Below are 19,957 nucleotides of genomic sequence, written 5' to 3' on the forward strand. Positions count from 1 at the left end.
CCCCTGACCCAGCTCAAGAACACGATCACTCCGCGCGGAGACAACGGCGGCCGACAGCCGCGCTCATCCCTGGTGCGGATCAAGGAGAAACCAGTGGTTCACCGTGGGGCCCTGCGCAGCAAGCCCACCTCCGAGGGATTCGTAGAGGGACCGAGCTGCCCCGTTCGCCTCCCCGGTGGTCAGGAACATCTTCGTGGCCCCGGCCTTCGCCCCAGCCTCCATGAAGACGCGAAGAAGATCCCGTCCGACGCCCCGACGGCGATGGGCTTCCGCCACCTCGAGTTGGTGGACATAAAGCTCGATGACGAGTCCGGACGAGGCAGGTGGTGTCCCCAGCACCACCCGGACGGCGTGGTCGGCCGCAGAGAACTGCCAGGCGACCGCGGCGGCAAAGGAGACCTCTATGACGAAATCCAGGCCGAAGCCGATCGGGGAGTTCGGGGTCAGGTGCGGCGGGCGGCCCAGACGGTGCGCTCGGTGCGTACCGTCAGGTCGTCGCGGCGCAGGAGGCTGTGCGGGCTGCTGGTGTCGAGGAGCTGGTCGAGCGCGGCGAGATCCTCGGGGGAGAGTCTTTCGGTGATGACGCTGCGGATGCGCTGCAGGACGCCGAGGGCGTAGCGGCCGATCGCTTCGCTGCGCGAGCCTTCGATGTTCACGGCGATGGTGCGTTCGCCCTCGACTGTGAAGCCGGCGGCGGTCAGCATCGGGCCCCAGTCGGCGCCGCGGTAGGGCATGTGTTCGGCTTGGCGGCGGTCGGCTGCGGCGTGGACGCGCTCTTCCATGCCGGGCCGTTCCGCGGGGGCATCCGCGGGCAGGAAGCGGGGATGGCCGGCCAGTTCGACGACGGCGAACAGGCCGCCGGGGGCGAGCGCGTCGTGGACGGTGCGCAGTGCGCGGTCGGGGTGGTCCATGTGGTGCATCGAGGCCGACGCCCATACCAGGTCCGGTGAGCCGAGGTCGGGCCAGGCGGCTTCATCGAGGTCGGCCTGCACCGTGCGCACGTGCTCCTGGACGCCGCGGGTGCACGCCTTGGTGCGCAGGCGCTGAAGGTGTTCGGCGGACGCGTCGACGGCGGTGACGTGCGCGTCGGGGAAGCGGTCGAGGAGGGCGAAGGTGCCCGCGCCCGTGCCACAGCCCAGATCCACGATGTGGTGTGGGCCGGTATGCAGCGGCAACCAAGCGGTGATGGAGGCGGTGTGCTCGGCGAGGACCTCGGCGTCCAGGTCGAGGATCTCCACCTGGCCGTCGGTTCCGTGTCCATGGTGGTGACCGTGCAAAGCGCCGTGGTGGGGGGTGTGCGGGTGTGCTTGGTTCATGCTCTCGACACTAAGACTGCTATGCGCGTGCGGCACGAATTCTTCCGGTTTACGCAAGACGATGGCCGGGGGTGCTGCCCGATGCGCAAGAGGTCACCACTACGCAGGCCGTCGCGCAGCCCGCGCCGTCATCCGGGAGCACCCTGAGCGTTGTCGTCGCCGTCGCGCTGGTGGCCGCGGCGGGCGTCGCGGTCGAAGATGCCGAGGATCTCGCAGGGCCCGCCTTCGGCGCCGATGGCGTGCGGCATCATCGTGGGGAACTCGGCCGCCTGGTTGGTCTCAAGGCGGAAGCGGCGGTGGCCGAGCATGAGGATCGCCGTGCCGGACAGGACGACGAGCCATTCGTGCCCTGGGTGGGCGCGCATGCGCGCCGGGTTCTCGGGGGGTGGTTCGGTCAGGCGCTGGCGCACCACGCTCATTCCGGGGTCGGCCTTGATGGTCCAGCGCATCTGGCTGTGGGTGCTGTCGATCGTCGGGCTGGCGACTACGTCGTCGGTGGCGGTTTCCACGAGTTGATCCAGCGTGGTGTCCAGGGCGCGGGCGAGAGTGACCAGCTGATCCAGTGCGAGGCGGCGCCGGCCGTTCTCGATGCGGCTCAGCGAGGACTGGCTGAGGTGGGCGCGGGTGGCCAACTCCTCCAGGGACCAGCCCTGCGCTACCCGCAAGGCTCGGATGCGTTTGCGTACGAGGCTGTCCAGATCTCCATCTTCTTGCGTCATACGCAACATCATATGCCTCCAGAGCAAGTCCGGCTTAGCTTCGTGTGTGGACGGTCCGAGGCGATGGGGCCGCGCACGAGGAAAGGCAGGAGGCCACGGCTGTGACGACTTCTCCGTATGTGAGCGACGCACTGCCCAGTGGAACCGTCGACGCGGTGGTGATCGGCGGCGGTGCCGCGGGGCTGAACGGTGCGCTGATGCTCGCTCGCTCCCGCCGCTCGGTCGTCGTGATCGACAGCGGCACCCCGCGCAACGCGCCGGCCGAAGCCATGCACGGTTTCATCGTCCTGGACGGCACCCCGCCCCCCGAGATCCTTCGGCGAGGCCGGGAGCAGGTGCGCCAGTACGGAGGGCGCGTCGTCTTCGGTGAGGTGGCCTCGGCCGAGCCCGTCGCCCCGTCGGCTGACGGGGACCTGCGTTTCACCATCACCCTGGCCGACGGCCGGAGCGTGACCGCGCGCCGGGTCCTGGTGGCCACCGGCCTGCAGGACGTACTGCCCGAGATCCCCGGCCTCGCCGAGCACTGGGGACACAGTGTGGTGCACTGCCCGTACTGCCACGGCTGGGAAGTGCGCGACGAGCCCATCGGCGTCCTCGCCACCGGCCCGGCCTCCATCGGCCACGCACTCCTGTTCCGCCAGCTGACCGAGGACCTGACCTACTTCACCCACGGCACTTCTCTGGATGAGGACACCCGCGCACGCTTCGCCGCCCGCAGCATCCCCATCGTCGACACCCCGGTGCAGGAGATCGTCACCAACGAGGACGGCACCCTCGCCGGGGTGCGCCTGACCGACGGCCAGGTCGTGGCCCGCCGCGTCCTCGCGGTCGCCACCCGGATGGAGGCCCGCACCGAGGGCCTGGACGGTCTGAAGCTGCCGATGCAGGACCTGCCCGACAACATGGGCCGCGGCTTCGCCTCCGGAATGGCCGGCACCACCGAGGCGCCGGGCGTGTGGGTGGCCGGCAACGCCACCGACCTCTCCGCCCAGGTCGGCGCCTCCGCCGCAGCCGGCGCCCTGGCCGGTGCCCACATCAACGGCCTGCTGGTCACCGCGGATACCGACGCGGCCCTCGCCGCAGCCCAGGGCGAGCCCCTCGCCCCCTGACATCCCGGCACGGCATCGGCCCACCGCTCGACCGCACCCGGCGACGCGCGCGGCGGGCCCAAGCCCCGGCTCCCCCTTCACTCGGCGACCGGCCCTGCTCCGGCGCTGACTCGGCATGCCCATTTTGAGAGGAATCCATGAGTACGAACCAGCCCATACAGGCCGCGCAGGCCAGCGGCGGGGGTGTTCCCGACGCGCGTCAGCTGCGTACGATCCTGATCACCGTCTCCATCGCCCTGATGGCGGTCATCGCCTCGGTGACCGGACTGAACGTCGCGCAGACCCACATGGCCGTGGAATTCGGCGCCTCCCAGAGCACAGTCCTGTGGATCATCAACATCTACACCCTCGCCCTGGCCGCGTTGCTGCTGCCGCTCGGCGCCCTGGGCGACCGCCTGGGCCGCAAGCCCATGCTCATCGCCGGACTGGGCGTCTTCGGCATCGCCACCGTCGTCGCGGGCCTGGCCCCGACGGCGGAGGTGATGCTCGCCGCCCGCGTGGCCAGCGGTATCGGCGCCGCGATGATCATGCCGATCACACTTGCCGTCATCACCTCCACCTTCCCCGAAGAGCAGCGCGGCAAGGCGATCGGCGTGTGGACTGGTGTCGCCGGAGGCGGCGGCATCCTGGGCATGTTCCTCTCAGCCCTCCTCGTCGACGTCGCCGACTGGCGCCGGCTGTTCGTCCTGCCGGCGGTCCTCGTCCTCGTGGCCGTGGCGATGACGCTGAAGTCGGTTCCCAACTCCCGCGAAACCTCGGCCCACCGATTCGACACCATCGGCGCCCTGGTCTCCGCGATCGCCGTGACCGGCCTCATCTTCGTCCTGCAGGAAGGCCCCGAACACGGATGGACCGCCCCCCAGACGCTGATCAGCCTCACAGTCGGCCTCATCGCCGCCATCGGCTTCGTGGCCTGGGAACTGCACCGCCGCGACGCCTCCCTGCTGGACGTGCGGCTGTTCCGCCAGCGCAGCCTGGCCGGCGGCTCGATCACGCTTCTGGTGGTCTTCGGCGTCCAGGCGGGCATCGGCGTGGTCCTCTTCCCGTTCTTCCAGGCCGTTCTCGGCTGGTCGGGCCTGCTGTCCACGGTGGCGATGATGCCCATGGCCGTCATGATGATGACGGCCTCCGGCCTGGCCCCCAAGCTCGCCGCAGGTATCGGCGCTCGCTCGACCATGGTGGTGGGCATTGCGCTGGCCGGCGTCGGCATGGCTCTCATGGCCTTGTTCGTCTCCGTCGGCGGAGGCTACCTGTCCGTCCTGCCCGGCCTGCTCGCCATGGGCATCGGCATGGGCCTGTCGATGACCCCGTCCACGGAGGCCATCACCGCCTCCCTGCCGCGTGAGAAGCAGGGCGTCGCCTCCGCCCTCAACGACGTCACCCGCGAGTTCGGCACCGCACTCGGCGTCGCCCTGCTCGGCGCGCTCGTGTCCGCCGGCTACCGCAGCGCCATAGACGCCAGGCTGCACGGCATCCCCCAGGGCGCCGCGGACACCGCCCGGGAAGGCGTCGCCAACGCCGTTGAGGTGGCGGGCAGCACCGGCCCGCACGCACAGGATTTGCTCCACGCAGCCCAGCAGTCCTTCGTCGACGGCTGGCAGCAAGCCATGTGGGCAGGCGCCGCCATCATGGGCGTCCTGTTCGTCTACATCGCCTTCCGTGGCCCCAAGAACACGCCCTCCGCGGTCGCGGACGAGTCTGAACCCACTGAGGCCGTCGCCGCCGGCTGACCGCACAAGAGCCGGGCGCACAGCAAGCAGACCGCTCCGCGGACACCGCGTTCGCCAGCCGCTCGCCGGGGAACAGGAAGCCGCTGAACGCATCGAGCTGCCCCTGCCCGAGGCCCTGACCTTGCGGTGGGAGGCGCTGCGTTCCTCTTTTCAGGCCGGCAGTTGCGTCGGGCGAGCTGCCCGTCGCGTTTGGCGTAGCGTCTCCAGCACCTCTCGACCCTCGCCGGATCATGCAGGGTCGGTCAGCCGCCGGGGAGCCTTCGCACAAGGGCGGGCAGCAGCGGCGGACTTGCCGACGGGTCTTGAGGGGGCGGCTCAGCGTACCCGGTGTTCTTCGAGTGGTGCTGCGCGCAGCCGGGCGGCGGGTTCGCCGGGAAGATGGGGGGTGTGGGTGACCAGCCGTGCTGAGTTGCCGACGACCGCGATGCTGCTGGTGTTGTGCAGCAGGGCCGCCGCGACCGGGTTCATGGAGCCCCCGGCGCTGGCGAGCAGGCCGACGAGGTTGACGCCGATGGCCAGGCCGTAGTTCTGGCGCACGACGCGGAGGGTGTGCCGGCTGAGTTCGACCACGGCGGCGACCTGTCGCAGGTCGTTGCCGGCGAGGGCGATGTCGGCGGTCTCCAGCGCCACGTGCGAGGAGTGCTCGCCCATGGCGATGCCGACGTCCGCCAGTGCCAGGGCGGGGGCGTCGTTGGTTCCGTCGCCGACCATCGCGACGGTGTGCCCTTCGTCCTGGAGGTCGCGGATGAGCTGGAGCTTGCCCTCCGGCAGGGCGTGCGCGTGCACCTCGGTGATCCCGAGGGCGTCGGCGACGGTCTGCGCCGTCTCCGGCGCGTCACCGGTGAGCAGGATGATCCGTGAGACACCGAGATCCTGCAGCTGCCGTACGACGGTGTGGGCTCCGGTGCGTACGGCGTCGGACACGCCCAGCATGCCGATCAGGTCCTCGTCGTGGGCGAGGCAGATGACCGTCTCGCCGCGCCGCCGTAGCTGCTCGGTCCATTCCTGGGCCACTGCGCCGAGTTCCAGGCCGTGCTGGCGCAGCAGTGCCGGGCTGCCCACGAGCAGCCGGGTGCCGTCGAGTTCGGCGCGCATGCCCATACCGAGGACGACCTCGCATGCCTGGTGGATGGGGATGTGCAGGTGCTGCTCCTCGGTGCGCGCCACGATGGCCTGGGCGAGCGGATGCCGGGCGTGCAGTTCCCCGGATGCGGCAAGGCTGAGCACCTCGTCGGCGGTGAAGTTCTCCTGCAGGGCGACGACGCTGGTGACCAGCGGGCGGCCGAAGGTGAGGGTGCCTGTCTTGTCGAAGACGACGGCGCTGACCCGGCCCACGCCTTCCAAGTGGGTGCCGCCCTTGATGAGGGTGCCGCGGCGGGCGCCGTTGCCGATGGCGGCGCTGATCGCGGTGGGTGTGGCCAGGCCCGCGGCGCAGGGGCAGGCGATGAGCAGCATGGTCATCGCGCGCCGGGCGTCCCGGGTGAGGAGATACGTGGCTCCCGCGAGGGCGAACGAGACGGGTACGAAGCGGCGGGTGAAGCGGGTGGCGACCGTCTGGATCGGCGCCCGGTCGGCCTGAGCCTCCTCCACCCGGCTGACGATCCGGCCGACTGTGGTGTCGCTGCCGACAGAGGTGGCGCGTACGTTCAGCGAGCCGGACGTGACGATGGTGCCCGCGTAGACCTCCGAGCCCTGGCGGGTGTAGACGGGAAGGGCCTCGCCGGTGATCGCCGCCTGGTCCACCAGCGCCTCGCCGGTGACCACGACGCCGTCGACCGGGATCTTGTGGTGCTCATACACCGCGACTTCGTCGCCGACCTCGACTTCCTCGAGCGCCACCTCGACCTCGACGCCGTCGCGCACCAGCCAGAGCCGCTCCTCGCCGATGCTCAACAGTTCCTCGATGGCACGCCGGGTACGGCGCAGCGTGATGGTCTGCAGGAACTCGCCGATGTTGAGCAGCCACAGCACGGTCAGGGCCACCACGTTCTCCCGCAGCAACAGGGAGATGACAGTGGCGGCCGTGACGAGGGTGTCCGTGCCCGCGTGCCTGCGGCCGATGAGCGTGAGGAGTGCGCCGCGGAAGAACGGCAGGCCGCTGAAGACCGTGACGGCACCCAGGAAGCCCGACGGAGCGCGGGCGGACCACGGTGGACGACGCAGCAGCAAGCGGTGCACGGCGACGAGGGCGAGGACGGCGCCACCGACGACCAACCGGGCCACTTCGCCGGTGGAGGAATCGGGTGTCGACCGGCTGGGCTTGGCGGGCGCCGAAGGCGGCGGGGCCTCTTCCAGAGCCGCCACCAGCCGGTCCACGTCGAGGCGGCCGGGCTTGACCCAGACCACGACACTGCCGGTCCGGGGGAAGATCCGCAGCGCCCGGAACCCCTGGACCCCGGCGAGCCGCTCATCGACCAGCCCGGCACAACCGGGCCGCGCCCGCAGCCAGGGCACGATCAGCCGGACCCGGCCTGCGGCGACGGAACGCACAAGGACATCGGCCATGATCAGTCAGTGCTCGTGGTCGTGCGCGTGGCCCTCGACGTCGACCGCGGAAGGCGGCGGCGCCTCTTCCCCCAGGGAGGAACGGGCCTCGGCCAGCATGTCGCCCGCCTTGAGCCGGGCTTCCTCAGCAGCGGAACCGAGCCACCGGCCTGCCACGATCCCGCTTGCGAGGCCGCCGACCAGCGCCCTGCGAGCAGCGGGTTTCACTCGTGGTGCGGCTCTGACCGCTCCCCGTAGAACAGCTGCGCCGACGACGCCCGAGACGGCGTAGTGCACAAATCGGCCGGCCGCGGCACCGACGAACCCAGCAGGATGCATGGAGAACTCCCTCATCCGCGCCATGCCTGGTACACAGCTATCTCAATTGTCCATCTTTGAGACGGTATGTCGAGACTGGCCCAGATAGGGGACAGCCAGCCACCGGCCTGGAGAGTTACCCCAGCACCTGACGCCGACCGGGACTGCTCTGCCGCGCCGCCCTGGCCAACCCGCCACCTCCTGTCACACCTCCAACGGCGGCCGGCGACAAGGCACCTGACGGACGAGCAGCCATACGCCGCCACCCCGCAGTTCCCAGGAGGTCGGGCGCATCTCCCTCAGGAGGAGAGCGAGGTCGCACATCATCACCCGCTCACGGAGTCACCTGACCTCCCGTCACAGAGGATCGAAGCGGCGGCCGACAGCAGAGCCCCCCCACAGATGAATGCAGGAATCGCTATATGTTAATGTCGCCATGCGTTGCCCCACCCCAGAGCCATGGGCAACGGCAGACACAGCAAGGAGCCCCCATGCCCACCGCCACCGATCACCGCACGCACGAGAACCACACACACGCCCACGGCGAGGGCTGTGGCCACGTCGCCCTCCCCCATGGCGACCACACCGACTACGCCCACGACGGGCACCTCCACCGGGTTCACGACGGTCACGTCGACGAGTGCACCGCCGGCGGCCACGCCATCCACGAGGGCCACGACCACCAGCACGGCGAGGACTGCGGGCATGTCGCCGTGCCGCACGACGGCCACACCGATTACCTGCACGACGGCCACCGCCACGCCGCTCATGAGGGACACTGGGACGATCACTGATCTCCCACCCAGGCGTGAGGGCGCATCGAGCGCCCACGCCAACCGAATCGGAAATCATTGCCACATGCTAATGTCTGCATATGACGATGCCTTCCCCTCCCTCCCCGGACGAGCCGGCGCAGACCCTGCAGGCCGCCAGTGAGCTGCTGCGCGCCCTGGCGTCACCGGTGCGCCTGGGCATCGTGCGCGAGCTGTCCGGCGGCGGGAAGTACGTCCACGAGCTCGTGGCCGCGCTGGGCGTGAGCCAGCCGCTGGTCTCCCAGCATCTGAGGGTGCTGCGCACCTCCCGGATCGTCACGGCCCGACGCCAGGCACGCGAGACCCGGTACAGCCTGACCGACGATCACGTGGCGCACATCGTGCTGGACGCCATCCGGCACGCACAGGAGTAGCGCCAGCGGTCGTGGCACGCGTCCACCTCGACGGCCGCCCGGCCCAGCCGGGCGGCCGTCGTCGCTCGCACACTCACGCCTCTCGGCAGCCGCTCGGGCCGGGCCGGCAGGCCCACGAAGGCGGTATTGAAAACGAATTCCAGTGACGGCTGGTGTCAGGGTGCGCCGATGTCCACGATCCGGCGGAAGGGCGGCTTGATGGAGATCGATCACGTGGTGCTGGCGGCCCGGACCAAGGCCGACGCCGAGCAGGTACTCAGCCAGGCCGGCCTGGGCATCGCACGCGGCCGAACGATCCCCGGCCTCGGGCTGTCCAACCTCATCACCCCGCTGGGACAGTCGCTCCTGGAGATCCACTACCCGAACGGCGAACCTCCCGCACCGGGCGCCCCGCCGCTGATCGAGATCGACGGCAAAGCCCTCGCCGCACACCCTTCCGACTCCTTGGTCCCGGTGGCCTGGATCGTGCTCGTGGAGGACGAGCGACGCCTGCGCGCACTCGCCGTCGAGAACGACGCGCCCGTGACCGAGGTCCCCTCGGAAGGCCCCGGCTTCCCGCCGGACACGCCGACAGGCTTCCGGGCGACCATCGGCCGGCCCTGATTGCCCTCCCTCGTTCACTGGCCGCAAGGCCCCCTGCGCTGAGCGCCCCACACCGACGCCGGCCCACCGGCATCACCCGCCTCGACGTGGCCGGTCCGGCCGACGACATTCAGCGCTGGTGCGGCGGCCAGCCCCGCGTTCTGCACACCGCGCCCGGCACGGCCGGCCCGCTGCGGGTCGAGGTCGGCTTCGCCGACGGAACGCCCCTCACGCTGGGTGTCACCAGCCAGGTTTCCGCCCCTCAACGACGTTGCGCTTCCCGCTGCCCGTCGAACCTGAACGTCGCCCGCCGCGCCATGCCCAGCCAAGGAGGGAAGCCCGCGGCTCAGAAAGCGCCGACAGGGTCCCGATTCAGACGTAAGCCGGGCTGTCCACCGACCGCCATACCCCGCTCCCGACGGGAGATCCACGTCGCCGGCGTCTCGCCCACAGGCGGCGCACTGATACCGCCCCAGCCGTCAGCCGGCTCGCTCCGCAGCGGCCTGCTTCCAGGCCGCCCCCAAAGACGACGTCGGAGTCCTCGCAGCGACACCGGGCTGTCCGTAAGCGCGTTTTCGGGCTCCACCGCACCCAGCCGGACACCTCCCGCCCAGGCATCCCGCGACGGCATGGCGATGCTCGGCCGGCACACCATCGAGTACGGCGATACATGACCGGAGATTCATATGGACATGGATTTCATTTTCATCTAGTTTCAAGGGCATGCCGCTTCGGACGAGCGCCGGTAGGGGGTGATCTGCCGTGACCAGCCGGACCACCCGGCAGCGGGCCGCCGTTGCCGAACGGCTGACGTCCTGCCAGGACTTCGTGTCCGCACAGGAGTTGCACACCCTGCTGACGGCGAACGGAATCCGGATCGGTCTGACCACGGTGTACCGGGCGCTCCGCGACCTGGAGGCCGCCGGCGGTGTCGACGTCATACGCGACGACTCCGGTGAGCGGCTGTACCGGCAGCGTCTTGCCGACGGGCACCAGCACTATCTGATCTGCCGGGCCTGCGGCCACAGCCGCCCGGTGGACTCCGAGGTCGTCGAGGAGTGGGCCGATCGCGTCACCGCCGACACCGGATTCGCCGCAGTCGAGCACACCGTCGAACTCAGCGGCATCTGCGCCGACTGCCAACCCCGCCCGGCTGAAAGCCCGGCCGAAAGAGGACTGCCGCCATGCCACTGGGAATCCGCCCGACCGGACAGCCGGGACCGAACCCGAAACTGCGCGAGCTGAAGGAAACCGTCCGCGCACTACTGGACCTCGACGAGGACACCGCCGTCATGGTCCGCGAGCTCACCTGCACCGAGCCGGGCTGCCCACCGCTGGAGACGGTCGTTGCCGTGCTGCCCATGGACGGCGAACCACGCCGCTGGACCCTGCACCGACCCGCAGAGCAGATCACCGGGGACGACCTACGGGCCGCCCTGCTCAACCCCGAACAGAGCTACTGGGAGCCAGAATTGACCACCGCAGAGCCCCGTGACGAACGCGTCCCCGTCACCGTACTGACCGGCTTCCTCGGCTCGGGCAAGACGACGCTGCTCAACCGCATCCTCACCGAGAACCACGGGATGCGCATCGCCGTCATCGAGAACGAGTTCGGCGAAGTCGGCATCGACGACGCACTCGTCCTCGACGCCGAAGAAGAGATCTTCGAGATGAACAACGGCTGCATCTGCTGCACCGTACGAGGAGACCTCATCCGCATCCTCGGCGCGCTGATGCGCCGACGCGAGAAGTTCGACCACATCCTCATCGAGACCACCGGCCTGGCCGACCCCGCGCCGGTCGCACAGACCTTCTTCATGGACGACGAGATCGCCTCGCAGCTGCGCCTGGACGCCATCATCACGCTCGTCGACGCCGCGCACGTGCTGCAGCACCTGGACGAGGTCAAACCCGAGGGCGTGGAGAACGAGGCAGTCGAGCAGATCGCTTTCGCCGACCGGATCGTGCTCAACAAGACCGACCTGGCCGACGAGCAGACCATGACCCAGGTCGAGGACCGCATCCGGTCGATCAACGCGCCGGTGCAGATCCTGCGCGCCCAGCACGCCGGGGTCGATCTGCGTCAGGTCCTGGACGTGAGGGCGTTCGACCTGGACCGGGTACTGGCCGACGACCCGTCGTTCCTGACCGAGACCGAGCACCAGCACGACACCACCGTCACCTCAGTCGGCATCAGGCTGGACGGCGAGCTCGACGAGGACCGGCTCAACCGCTGGCTCGGCACCCTGCTGCGCACCAAGGGCGTCGACATCTTCCGCTCCAAGGGCATCCTCACCCTCGCCGGGGAACCCAAGCAGTACGTCTTCCAAGGCGTGCACATGCTGCTCGACGGCGCCCTCGGGCGGGAGTGGCGCGAGGGCGAACAACGGGGCAACAAGCTCGTGTTCATCGGACGCAACCTCGACCGCGAGGAACTGGAGCGGGGCTTCGCCGGCTGCCTGGCCACCGCGGGAGCCGCCGCGTGAGCATCACCGCACCCGACCAGGCACTGACCGTCGCCTGGGACATCACTGTCGACGACGCCCCTGTCTCGCTGAGCGCGCGCGGCGATCTGGTGGCCGTCGGCGGCGCGGAAGGCACCGTTCGCGTGCTGGATGCCGCGATGGGCGCCGAAATGGGCTCCCTCGAACTGCCGGGCGGCGCGCTCCGCGTCGAACTCTCCCCCGACGCAGGCCACTCGGTGGTCACCGGGCCGCTGGGGTATGCGTTGTGGCGGCGCGCGGACGGGCACACCACCGTCCGGGAGTCCGGCGCCTGGTCGGCCGCCGCCGCATGGGCGGACAACGAGCGCGTCGCGGTCGCCGCAGGCCGCCGCGCGCTCGTACTCGACGCCGCCGGCGCTGAGTTGTGGCGCACCGAGCCCGCCGCGTCCACCGTCACGGACCTCGCCTGGATGCGCCAGGGGCGCCGCCTCGCGGTGGCCGCGTACGGCGCGGTGCGCGGCCACGAGCGGCACACCGAGAAGCCGGTGGTGGCCTATCCCTACATCGGCTCGCACCTCGCGCTCGCCGTCGCCCCTACCGGCAAGTGGATCTGCAGCGGCAACCAGGACGCCTCCATCCACATCTGGCGCACCCGCGACGGAAGTGAATTGACCATGTCCGGCTACCCGGAGAAGGTCTCCCGCCTCGCCTTCGACGACACCGGCTTGTGGCTGGCCGCCGACGGTGCGCCCGACGTCACCGTATGGGACTTCTCCGGCAAGGGACCGGCCGGCACCGCGCCCCGTTCCCTGCGCTGCCACGAGACGGTCACCGCGCTCGCCTGGCGTCCCGGTGCCGCCGGACACCTGACCAGCGGCGGGCACGACGGGACGGTCGCCCTGTGGTACGCCACGGCCGGGAGGCCGCAGGCGCGACTACGGCCGGTGCGGGAGCTGGACGGGGACGGGGACGGTTCGGCGGTCGCCGCGCTGGCCTGGGCCGGACCGCATCTGCTGATCGCCGCCTGGCGCGACGGCCGCATCCGGGCGTACGGCGTACCCTCCCGGACCGCCCTATGAACCGCTCCGTGATCCGGACCGCGAACCGGCCCTGCACCCTCGTCGTGTGCCGGGGCTGCTGCTGCGGCAACCCGCGCAAACACCCCGGCACCGACCATGCCTGGCAACTCGACCGCTTGCAGGCCGGTGCGGCGGACTCCGGCGGTCGCTTCGCCGTCCGTACGACCGACTGCCTCGGCCCTTGTGACCAGGCCAACGTCATCGTCGTCCAGCCCTCCACCGCCGGACGTCGGGCCGGCGGCCAGGCCACCTGGATCGGCTTCGCCATGGACGACGACTGCACCGACGACCTCCTGCGCTGGGCAGAGGCCGGCGGTCCCGGAGTCGCCGGCCCTCCCCCCACACTGAGGCTCCAGTTCATCCGCCCGCCGCGCGAGGCCCGGGCCCGTGCACGCCGGTGAGACCGACAGCGGCGGCCGCAGCGTCCTCGCGGCCGCCCGCCTCGACGAAGCCACCGCGGCCTCCGTCGCCGCCACCCTCCAGGCCCTGGCCACACCCTCCCGGCTGCTGATCCTCACCACCCTGCGGCAGGCGCCGCACCCGGTCGGCGCACTCGCCGCCGCCGTCGGCATGGAACAGTCCGCCGTCTCCCACCAACTGAGGCTGCTACGCGCCCTGGGCCTGGTCACCGGCGAGCGCGACGGCCGCCGCATCGTCTACCGCCTCTACGATGACCACGTCGCCCAGCTCCTCGACCAGGCCGTCCACCACATCGAGCACCTGCGCCTCGGAGTACGCGACCTCGACTGAACCAGGATCCCGTCGACATCGCCCCAGAGCAGTCGAACCGGCGTCTTCATGGACACGCCCACGACCGACACCCTTATAGGTACGCCACGGGCGCCGAGACGGCCGGCCGCCGCTTCCGGTCCCCCGAGAAGACCCCCGACTTGCCCGGTATGGTGAAAACGTGGGCGACGAGGAGCGCTCCAGATGCGGGTGCGGGCGGTACCGCTGCCCCGCCTCGTCGTCTCCCGGAACGGGTGGCTCCCGTCGAGTCAAATCTTGGCAACGATTGTCATAACCGATTGATCAGGCGTGGTCTTGAAATTCATTTCTGCCTGGCGTGGGGCTTACCGGGCCTTGCCACGAGTCCTGTTCATACGTGTTGTGGAGGATCCATGCCCCCGTCCTCGTCCCGGCGTCTGGCGCTGACAACCGGCATCTCCCTGGCCCTTCTGGCAGGGTGTGGCAATTCGTCGGACTCCGGAAGCGACGGGAGCGCCTCGCAGGATCCGGCCTCCTCGTCCGCCATTCCGGTGGTCGCCTCGACAAACGTGTACGGCGACATCGTCGAGCAGATAGGCGGTGAGAAGGTCGATGTCACCTCGATCATGAGCAAGCCCGACCAGGATCCGCACTCCTACGAGGCCAGCACCCAGAACCAGCTGGCGCTGTCCAAGGCGAAGGTCGTCATCGAGAACGGCGGCGGCTACGACGACTTCATCGACCGGATGCTGAAGAGCGGTGACTCCTCCGCCGAGGTGATCAACGCGGTCGAGGTCTCCGGCAAGAAGGCCCCGGCGGGCGGTGAGCTCAACGAGCACGTCTGGTACGACTTCCCCACGGTCGGCAAGCTCGCCGACTCGATAGCCACCGCCCTGGGCGAGGCCGACCCCGACGACGCCGCCACCTTCACGAAGAACGCCACGGCCTTCAAGGCGAAACTCAAGCCTCTGGAGACGAAGGAAGCACAGATCAGGACCGAGCACGACGGCGACGCCGTGGCCATCACCGAGCCCGTGCCGCTGTACCTGACCGAGGCGAGTGGTCTGGTCAACAAGACTCCCGAGGAATTCAGCGAGGCGATCGAGGAAGGGGACGACGTCTCCCCCAAGACCCTGCAGGACACCCTCGCGCTGTTCACCGGCAAGCAGGTCAAGGCACTCGTCTACAACGATCAGACCTCCGGCCCCCAGACGGAAAAGGTCGAGCAGGCGGCCAAGGCGGCCGGCGTCCCCGTCGTACCCGTCACCGAGACCCTGCCGAACGGCAAGGACTACCTCAGTTGGATGACCGCCAACGTCGACGCGCTCGCGAGCGCGCTGGCCAAGTGAGGCAGTCGGGCATGACCCGTGTACCCCAGGCCCGCGAGGGCAGGACCGAGACCAGCGGCACCGACACCGCCGCGGTGATCAGCCTGCACGGCGCCGCCCTGACCTACGGCGAGCGCGCGCTGTGGCGCGACCTCGACCTCGACGTACGGCCCGGGGAGTTCCTGGCCGTGCTCGGACCGAACGGATCGGGCAAGACCAGCCTCGTACGGGCCCTGCTGGGCCGGCAGCCGCTGTCTTCCGGCACCCTGACCATCCTCGGCCGGCCTCCCCGCAACGGCAGCCGGCACATCGGTTACGTCCCCCAGCAGGCTGCACTGTCCGCGCAGACGATGCTGCGCGCCCGCGACCTCGTGCGCTTCGGAATCGACGGCCACCGCTTCGGACCGAGGCTGCGCACGGCCGCCGCCCGCCGCCGGGTGGACGAGATCCTCGCCTCGGTCGGGGCCTCCGCATACGCCGACGTCCCCCTCGGCCTGCTGTCCGGCGGCGAACGACAGCGCGTGCGCATCGGACAGGCCCTGGCGACCGACCCGCGGATCCTGCTCTGCGACGAGCCGCTGCTCAACCTCGATCTCCATCACCAGCGGGCCGTCACCGAACTGGTCGACGCCCGACGCCGCTCCCACGACACGGCCGTGGTCTTCGTGACCCACGAGATCAACCCGGTGCTCCACCTGGTGGACCGGGTGCTGTACCTGGCGGGAGGCGGCCGCGGTCACCGGATCGGGACACCGGAGGAGGTCCTCACCTCCGCGTCGCTGTCCCAGCTGTACGGCACCCACGTCGACGTCGTACGCGTCCACGGCCGGATCGTGGTCGTCGGAGCACCCGACGAGCCGGCGGCACCCCCTCACCACCCGCACGAGACGGACGGAGTGCGCCCATGACGCTCGCCGACGGGGTCTGGCAGCAGATCTTCGTCTTCGACAACTACGGGGAACTGCTCGCGCTGGTCCGCAACTCCCTCATCGCCGGCGCCGCAATCGGCCTCATCGGCGGCCTGGCCGGGGTCTTCGTCATCATGCGCGACCTGCCCTTCGCGGTCCACGGCATCAGCGAGCTGTCCTTCGCAGGCGCGTCGGCGGCACTGCTACTGGGCGTGAACATCGTGGCCGGCTCGATCGTCGGCTCCCTCATCGCAGCCGCCACGATCGGCGTCCTGGGCGCGCGCGCCCGCGACCGCAACTCGGTGATCGGCATCATCATGCCGTTCGGCCTGGGACTCGGCGTGCTCTTCCTCGCCCTCTACGAAGGCCGGGCGGCCAACAAGTTCGGCCTCCTCACCGGCCAGATCGTCGCCGTCGACACGCCCCAGATGACCTGGCTGCTCGGCACCTCCGCCCTCGTCCTCATTGCCCTGGCCGTCATGTGGCGCCCGCTGACCTTCGCCAGCGCAGATCCGGACGTCGCGGAGGCCCGCGGCGTGCCGGTGCACACGCTGTCCGTCGCCTTCATGATCGTGCTCGGCCTCGCGGTCGCCCTGTCGGTACAGATCGTCGGCGCGCTGCTGGTCCTCAGCCTCCTCGTCACCCCCGCCGCGGCCGCCGCCCGCATCACCGCTTCACCGGTACTGCTGCCCGTGCTCAGCGTGGTCTTCGCCGTTGCCTCCATCGAGGGCGGCATCCTGCTCGCCCTGGGCAGCAGCATCCCCATCAGCCCCTACGTCACGACGATCTCGTTCACCATCTACGCCGCCTGCAGGCTCGCCGGCACCTACCGCACCCGACGCTGGGGGGCCAGAAGGACCGCCCCGCAACCCGTCTGACCGTTGCCGGCTTGGGAAACAGCACTGCCGGGTGAGAGACGGAAGAGGCGCACGAGCCGATGGGCGTGAGCATGGCGACAGCCAAGCTGTGGGCGGAACGCCGGGAGCTCCAGCAGGAGCACTACGCCACCGACCTCGAAGAGCGGTTCACCGTGATCGCCGACGCCGTCGAGCACGTGACTGCCGACCGCGCGCATCCGCTGATACTCGACCTGGGCTGCGGCCCGGCCCCCTGGCCGCCAGGCTCGCCGCCCGGCTACCACAGGCAGAGATCGTCGCCGTCGGATCCCCTGCTCCTGGAACTCGGCCGCACCCACCATGCGGACGCGGAGCTATGTGGACACCGTCATCGGCGACGACGGATGGACCGACGCCCTCAGTTCGACGTGGTGTCGAGCCCCGCCGCAATGAGTAGCTGGGTCACGGCCACCAACTCCTCGTGGTCCAGTGTCCCGTCGTGAGACGCCGTCGAATCACACGGCCGAGCAGATCCTCACCCGGTTCCCTCTCCTTCGCCGTGATGAGGCGGTCCAGGTAGGCGGACATCGACGCGTAGGCGGCGCCGATCTCCTCCGGGCTGTCGACGGTGGAGGTGATGATCGCGCAGTTGCCTCCGAAGAAGTCGAGGTCCTCTTCGGGCACGCCGAGGATGCCGCCGACAACGAGCGCGGGCAGCGGGACCGCCACAGCCTCGATGAAGTGGAGGGGGCGTGCGCCGGGCCAGTTCGTCGAAGAGCCGCTCGGCCGTACCGCGGATGCCGGGACGCAGCTTCTGGATCCTGTGATGAGCAGGAACGACACCTGACTGGGCCCGGGCGGCAACGGTGGCACCCGGGGCAGACCGGGGTTGCCGGAGTCGGCGCTGAGGCCGGGGTGCGCCAGGGCCGCCCGTACATCGGCGTGGCAAGTGAGGGGCCACGGCTCGGATCCGTAGGGGAGCCGGACGCAGGGGAGTTGGCCATGGATGCCCCTTGAGGAAGTTGCATCGCCAAGAGCGACGCGTTCGGGGTTGAACTCTGCAATACTCCAGATGAAAATGACAATCGTATTGACATACAGCCCGGAGGGTTGACCGTGCTGGATCCGTACGAACGCTCCGCCGAGTACCTGGACCTCTTGATGGCCGGAGCCTGGCACTCCCTTGCTCCGGCGCTGACAGGACTGCTCCACCAGGTGAAGGCCGAGGCCGGACCGGTGGTGGACCTCGGGGCCGGTACCGGCCGCGGGGTCGCAGCCATCTGCGCCGCACTGCCGGGCGGCGATCCCGTCCTCGCGGTCGAACCCTCCGCCCCCATGCGCGCGGTACTCCTCGCCCGCGTCCACGACGCCCCTGAACTCCGGGACCGAGTCACGGTGCTGACGGACGACGCCGCACACGTCTCTCTCCCGGACGGTCTGCGAGCGATCGTCGCGCTGAACATGCTGGGCCACCTGCCGCCGGCCGAGCGGCGGGCCCTGTGGGCGAGCGCCGCACAGCGGCTCGCCCCCGGCGGCGCCCTCATCGTCAATGTCAGCCCGCCCGTCCGGCCGGAGCGCGTTCCACGCACCCGGATGGCTACGGCGACCGTGGGCGCACTGGACTACGAGGGGTGGGCGAGCGCGGAGCCCTCGGGCGACGACGAGGTCACCTGGCGGATGGACTACCGCGTCCTGCGGGACGGTCTTCCGTTGTCGGAGGTCACGGTCGACTACCGCTGGTGGGTGGCGAGCGAGAGCGAGCTGGCCGAGGAGACCTCCGAAGCCGGACTCGTCATGCGACCCGCCGGTGATCCCGATCTCGGGCTCCACCTCCTCACGCGCCAAGGCGAGTAGCGCCCGGCACCCGGCACCTGACGCCTGAACCCTTCCCCACGCCCCCACGCCATCCCCAGGGCGGCCGGACTTCCCGTGATGCGGCTCGACCTGATCCTCTGCACGGTGGTGACCGCCACGATCGCGATGCCCCTGGAGGCGGTCGGCAACATCCTCGCCTTGTCCCTCCTGATCACCCCGGCCGCAGCCGCCCGCATGCCCGCGCTGTTCGCCCTGACGTGGTGCTTGGCACCTCGGCACGGGCTGGTGGCGCGGGCCCGGCGCCGCCGGGGCGACTCCGAGACATGGCGATCGGCCCAGGAAGAGGCAGTCTCGACTGACCGCAACCTATTAACAACGGGATCCATTTTCATATAGCGTTGAAGGGTCTGAGGACGGGGCGGGGAGTCGGCCATGACACAGCACGCGGTACGCCTGGGCACGATCCAGGAGACGCTTCTGATCCCGCTGTACGGGCGGGCGGTCGAGAACCGCAGGAAGGACGCGGCGCTGCGCGACGCACGGGCCGAGGAGATCGTCGCCTCGATCGACTACGACTTCTCCCGATTCGACAACCTGCCCAGCCTGGTCGGCGCGGTCCTGCGCACCAACCTGTTCGACCGGTGGGTGACGGACTTTCTCGCCGCCCACCCCGCCGGCACTGTCGTGGAGATCGGCACAGGGCTCAACACCCGCTGTGACAGGGTCGACAACGGCCGCACCCGCTGGTTCGACCTCGACCTGCCCGACGTCATCGAGCTGCGCAGGCAGTTTTTCACCGACACCGAGCGCCGGACGATGCTCACCGCGTCGGTCACGGACGAGACGTGGGTCGCGGCGGTGGCCGCCCGGTCCGACGGGCCGTACTTCTTCGCCGCCGAAGCGGTCTTGCCCTACCTGGAAGAAGGGGACGTACAGCACGTCATCGACCTGCTCGCCGACCGCTTCCCCGGCTCCCTGCTGGCCCTGGACACCGCCGGCCCCGGCGTCATCGACACCCAGGACCAGCACGACGCACTGGGCAAGGTCGAGGCCCGCATGCGGTGGACCTGCGCGGACCCGGCCCGACTCGCCGACTGGCGACCGGGAGCACACCTCCTCGCCTCCCACACGCTCACCAGTCTGCCGCCCCAGATGCACGACGAGCTCCCGGCCGCGTACCGGGAGATGCTCTCCGGCCTCGCCGCCCAACGCCTGCCCCAGGTCGAGGACTACCGGCTCAACCTCATCCGGCTGCCATAGCCCGGACGGACGCCGCTGAACGCCGCGGGGCCGCCCTAGATGTACTCGGCCGTCACGTTGGTGACACGTAGCCGTCGGTAGTTGATCATGGAGGGACCTCCGGGCGTAGTGGAGATAGCCGTCTTCACTCACCTC

At 70.1% G+C, this 19,957-nt stretch carries 22 protein-coding genes and 2 pseudogenes; 17 read left to right on the plus strand and 7 right to left on the minus strand.

Annotated features, from left to right (window positions below; all coding sequences use genetic code 11):
• Positions 1-63 precede the first annotated feature (63 nt).
• The 4 genes and pseudogenes from ACWD26_RS11145 to ACWD26_RS11160 form a co-directional block, all read right to left on the minus strand.
• Positions 64-342, minus strand: coding sequence for a GNAT family N-acetyltransferase (locus ACWD26_RS11145; protein WP_451268584.1), 279 nt, complete (start codon positions 340-342; stop codon positions 64-66).
• Positions 343-429, minus strand: a pseudogene (locus tag ACWD26_RS11150) (cation transporter); the annotation flags it as partial.
• A 14-nt stretch (positions 430-443) separates the two neighbouring features.
• On the minus strand, positions 444-1,316 hold the full coding sequence (locus ACWD26_RS11155) for a class I SAM-dependent methyltransferase (protein WP_451268511.1): 873 nt from the start codon (positions 1,314-1,316) through the stop codon (positions 444-446).
• A 128-nt stretch (positions 1,317-1,444) separates the two neighbouring features.
• Complete coding sequence (locus ACWD26_RS11160; RefSeq protein ID WP_451268513.1) at positions 1,445-2,044, minus strand: helix-turn-helix domain-containing protein; 600 nt, start codon at positions 2,042-2,044, stop codon at positions 1,445-1,447.
• 92 nt (positions 2,045-2,136) lie between these two features.
• Here ACWD26_RS11160 and ACWD26_RS11165 point away from each other — a divergent pair, with 92 nt between their 5' ends.
• Together ACWD26_RS11165 and ACWD26_RS11170 are read left to right on the plus strand one after the other, a co-directional pair.
• Positions 2,137-3,144: an NAD(P)/FAD-dependent oxidoreductase gene (locus ACWD26_RS11165; RefSeq protein WP_451268515.1), complete on the plus strand. Its 1,008-nt coding sequence runs from the start codon at positions 2,137-2,139 to the stop codon at positions 3,142-3,144.
• Positions 3,145-3,281: 137 nt separating this feature from the next.
• On the plus strand, positions 3,282-4,874 hold the full coding sequence (locus ACWD26_RS11170) for an MFS transporter (RefSeq protein ID WP_451268517.1): 1,593 nt from the start codon (positions 3,282-3,284) through the stop codon (positions 4,872-4,874).
• Between the two features lie 315 nt (positions 4,875-5,189).
• On the opposite strand, the gene ACWD26_RS11175 is transcribed toward ACWD26_RS11170, so the two are convergent.
• Entirely contained in the window at positions 5,190-7,379 is a 2,190-nt protein-coding gene (locus ACWD26_RS11175) for a heavy metal translocating P-type ATPase (protein ID WP_451268519.1), read from the minus strand.
• A 6-nt stretch (positions 7,380-7,385) separates the two neighbouring features.
• Positions 7,386-7,697 carry a DUF1490 family protein gene (locus ACWD26_RS11180; protein ID WP_451268521.1) on the minus strand — a complete coding sequence of 104 codons (312 nt, stop codon included), beginning with the start codon at positions 7,695-7,697 and terminating at the stop codon, positions 7,386-7,388.
• 470 nt (positions 7,698-8,167) lie between these two features.
• Between ACWD26_RS11180 and ACWD26_RS11185 the strand changes: the two genes are divergently transcribed.
• The 12 genes and pseudogenes from ACWD26_RS11185 to ACWD26_RS11240 all read left to right on the plus strand — a co-directional run.
• A complete protein-coding gene (locus tag ACWD26_RS11185; protein WP_451268523.1) occupies positions 8,168-8,470 on the plus strand; it encodes a hypothetical protein in 303 nt (100 codons plus the stop codon).
• An 80-nt stretch (positions 8,471-8,550) separates the two neighbouring features.
• Positions 8,551-8,862 carry an ArsR/SmtB family transcription factor gene (locus ACWD26_RS11190; RefSeq protein WP_451268525.1) on the plus strand — a complete coding sequence of 104 codons (312 nt, stop codon included), beginning with the start codon at positions 8,551-8,553 and terminating at the stop codon, positions 8,860-8,862.
• A 168-nt stretch (positions 8,863-9,030) separates the two neighbouring features.
• Complete coding sequence (locus ACWD26_RS11195; protein WP_451268527.1) at positions 9,031-9,465, plus strand: VOC family protein; 435 nt, start codon at positions 9,031-9,033, stop codon at positions 9,463-9,465.
• A 741-nt stretch (positions 9,466-10,206) separates the two neighbouring features.
• Positions 10,207-10,689 (plus strand): Fur family transcriptional regulator, encoded by a 483-nt coding sequence (locus tag ACWD26_RS11200; RefSeq protein WP_451268529.1) that lies wholly within the window; start codon positions 10,207-10,209, stop codon positions 10,687-10,689.
• The gene (locus tag ACWD26_RS11205) at positions 10,629-11,930 is read left to right on the plus strand and encodes a CobW family GTP-binding protein (protein WP_451268531.1); all 1,302 of its coding nucleotides are present in this window, start codon (positions 10,629-10,631) and stop codon (positions 11,928-11,930) included. The genes ACWD26_RS11200 and ACWD26_RS11205 overlap by 61 nt, the downstream gene beginning before the upstream one ends.
• Complete coding sequence (locus ACWD26_RS11210) at positions 11,927-12,967, plus strand: WD40 repeat domain-containing protein (RefSeq protein WP_451268533.1); 1,041 nt, start codon at positions 11,927-11,929, stop codon at positions 12,965-12,967. The genes ACWD26_RS11205 and ACWD26_RS11210 overlap by 4 nt, the downstream gene beginning before the upstream one ends.
• A complete protein-coding gene (locus ACWD26_RS11215; protein ID WP_451268535.1) occupies positions 12,964-13,368 on the plus strand; it encodes a (2Fe-2S) ferredoxin domain-containing protein in 405 nt (134 codons plus the stop codon). Before ACWD26_RS11210 ends, ACWD26_RS11215 begins: the two co-directional genes overlap by 4 nt.
• On the plus strand, positions 13,355-13,717 hold the full coding sequence (locus tag ACWD26_RS11220; protein ID WP_451268537.1) for an ArsR/SmtB family transcription factor: 363 nt from the start codon (positions 13,355-13,357) through the stop codon (positions 13,715-13,717). The genes ACWD26_RS11215 and ACWD26_RS11220 overlap by 14 nt, the downstream gene beginning before the upstream one ends.
• Positions 13,718-14,088: 371 nt before the next feature.
• The gene (locus tag ACWD26_RS11225) at positions 14,089-15,024 is read left to right on the plus strand and encodes a metal ABC transporter solute-binding protein, Zn/Mn family (RefSeq protein WP_451268539.1); all 936 of its coding nucleotides are present in this window, start codon (positions 14,089-14,091) and stop codon (positions 15,022-15,024) included.
• Between the two features lie 11 nt (positions 15,025-15,035).
• Positions 15,036-15,911: a metal ABC transporter ATP-binding protein gene (locus tag ACWD26_RS11230; RefSeq protein ID WP_451268541.1), complete on the plus strand. Its 876-nt coding sequence runs from the start codon at positions 15,036-15,038 to the stop codon at positions 15,909-15,911.
• Positions 15,908-16,789 (plus strand): metal ABC transporter permease, encoded by an 882-nt coding sequence (locus ACWD26_RS11235; protein WP_451268543.1) that lies wholly within the window; start codon positions 15,908-15,910, stop codon positions 16,787-16,789. Before ACWD26_RS11230 ends, ACWD26_RS11235 begins: the two co-directional genes overlap by 4 nt.
• 59 nt (positions 16,790-16,848) lie before the next feature.
• Positions 16,849-17,167, plus strand: a pseudogene (locus ACWD26_RS11240) (methyltransferase); the annotation flags it as partial.
• Positions 17,168-17,209: 42 nt separating this feature from the next.
• Here the strand turns inward: ACWD26_RS11240 and ACWD26_RS11245 are convergent.
• Positions 17,210-17,476, minus strand: a complete 267-nt coding sequence (locus ACWD26_RS11245; protein ID WP_451268545.1) for a hypothetical protein — start codon at positions 17,474-17,476, stop codon at positions 17,210-17,212.
• 387 nt (positions 17,477-17,863) lie between these two features.
• On the opposite strand from ACWD26_RS11245, the gene ACWD26_RS11250 reads away from it, so the two are divergent.
• The 3 genes from ACWD26_RS11250 to ACWD26_RS11260 are packed head-to-tail and all read left to right on the plus strand — an operon-like array spanning position 17,864 to position 19,822.
• Positions 17,864-18,601, plus strand: coding sequence for a class I SAM-dependent methyltransferase (locus ACWD26_RS11250; RefSeq protein WP_451268547.1), 738 nt, complete (start codon positions 17,864-17,866; stop codon positions 18,599-18,601).
• Between the two features lie 51 nt (positions 18,602-18,652).
• Entirely contained in the window at positions 18,653-18,958 is a 306-nt protein-coding gene (locus ACWD26_RS11255; RefSeq protein WP_451268586.1) for a metal ABC transporter permease, read from the plus strand.
• 36 nt (positions 18,959-18,994) lie between these two features.
• Positions 18,995-19,822: a class I SAM-dependent methyltransferase gene (locus ACWD26_RS11260; protein WP_451268549.1), complete on the plus strand. Its 828-nt coding sequence runs from the start codon at positions 18,995-18,997 to the stop codon at positions 19,820-19,822.
• The last annotated feature ends 135 nt before the right edge of the window (positions 19,823-19,957 follow it).

The organism is Streptomyces sp. NPDC002787, assembly GCF_053592095.1.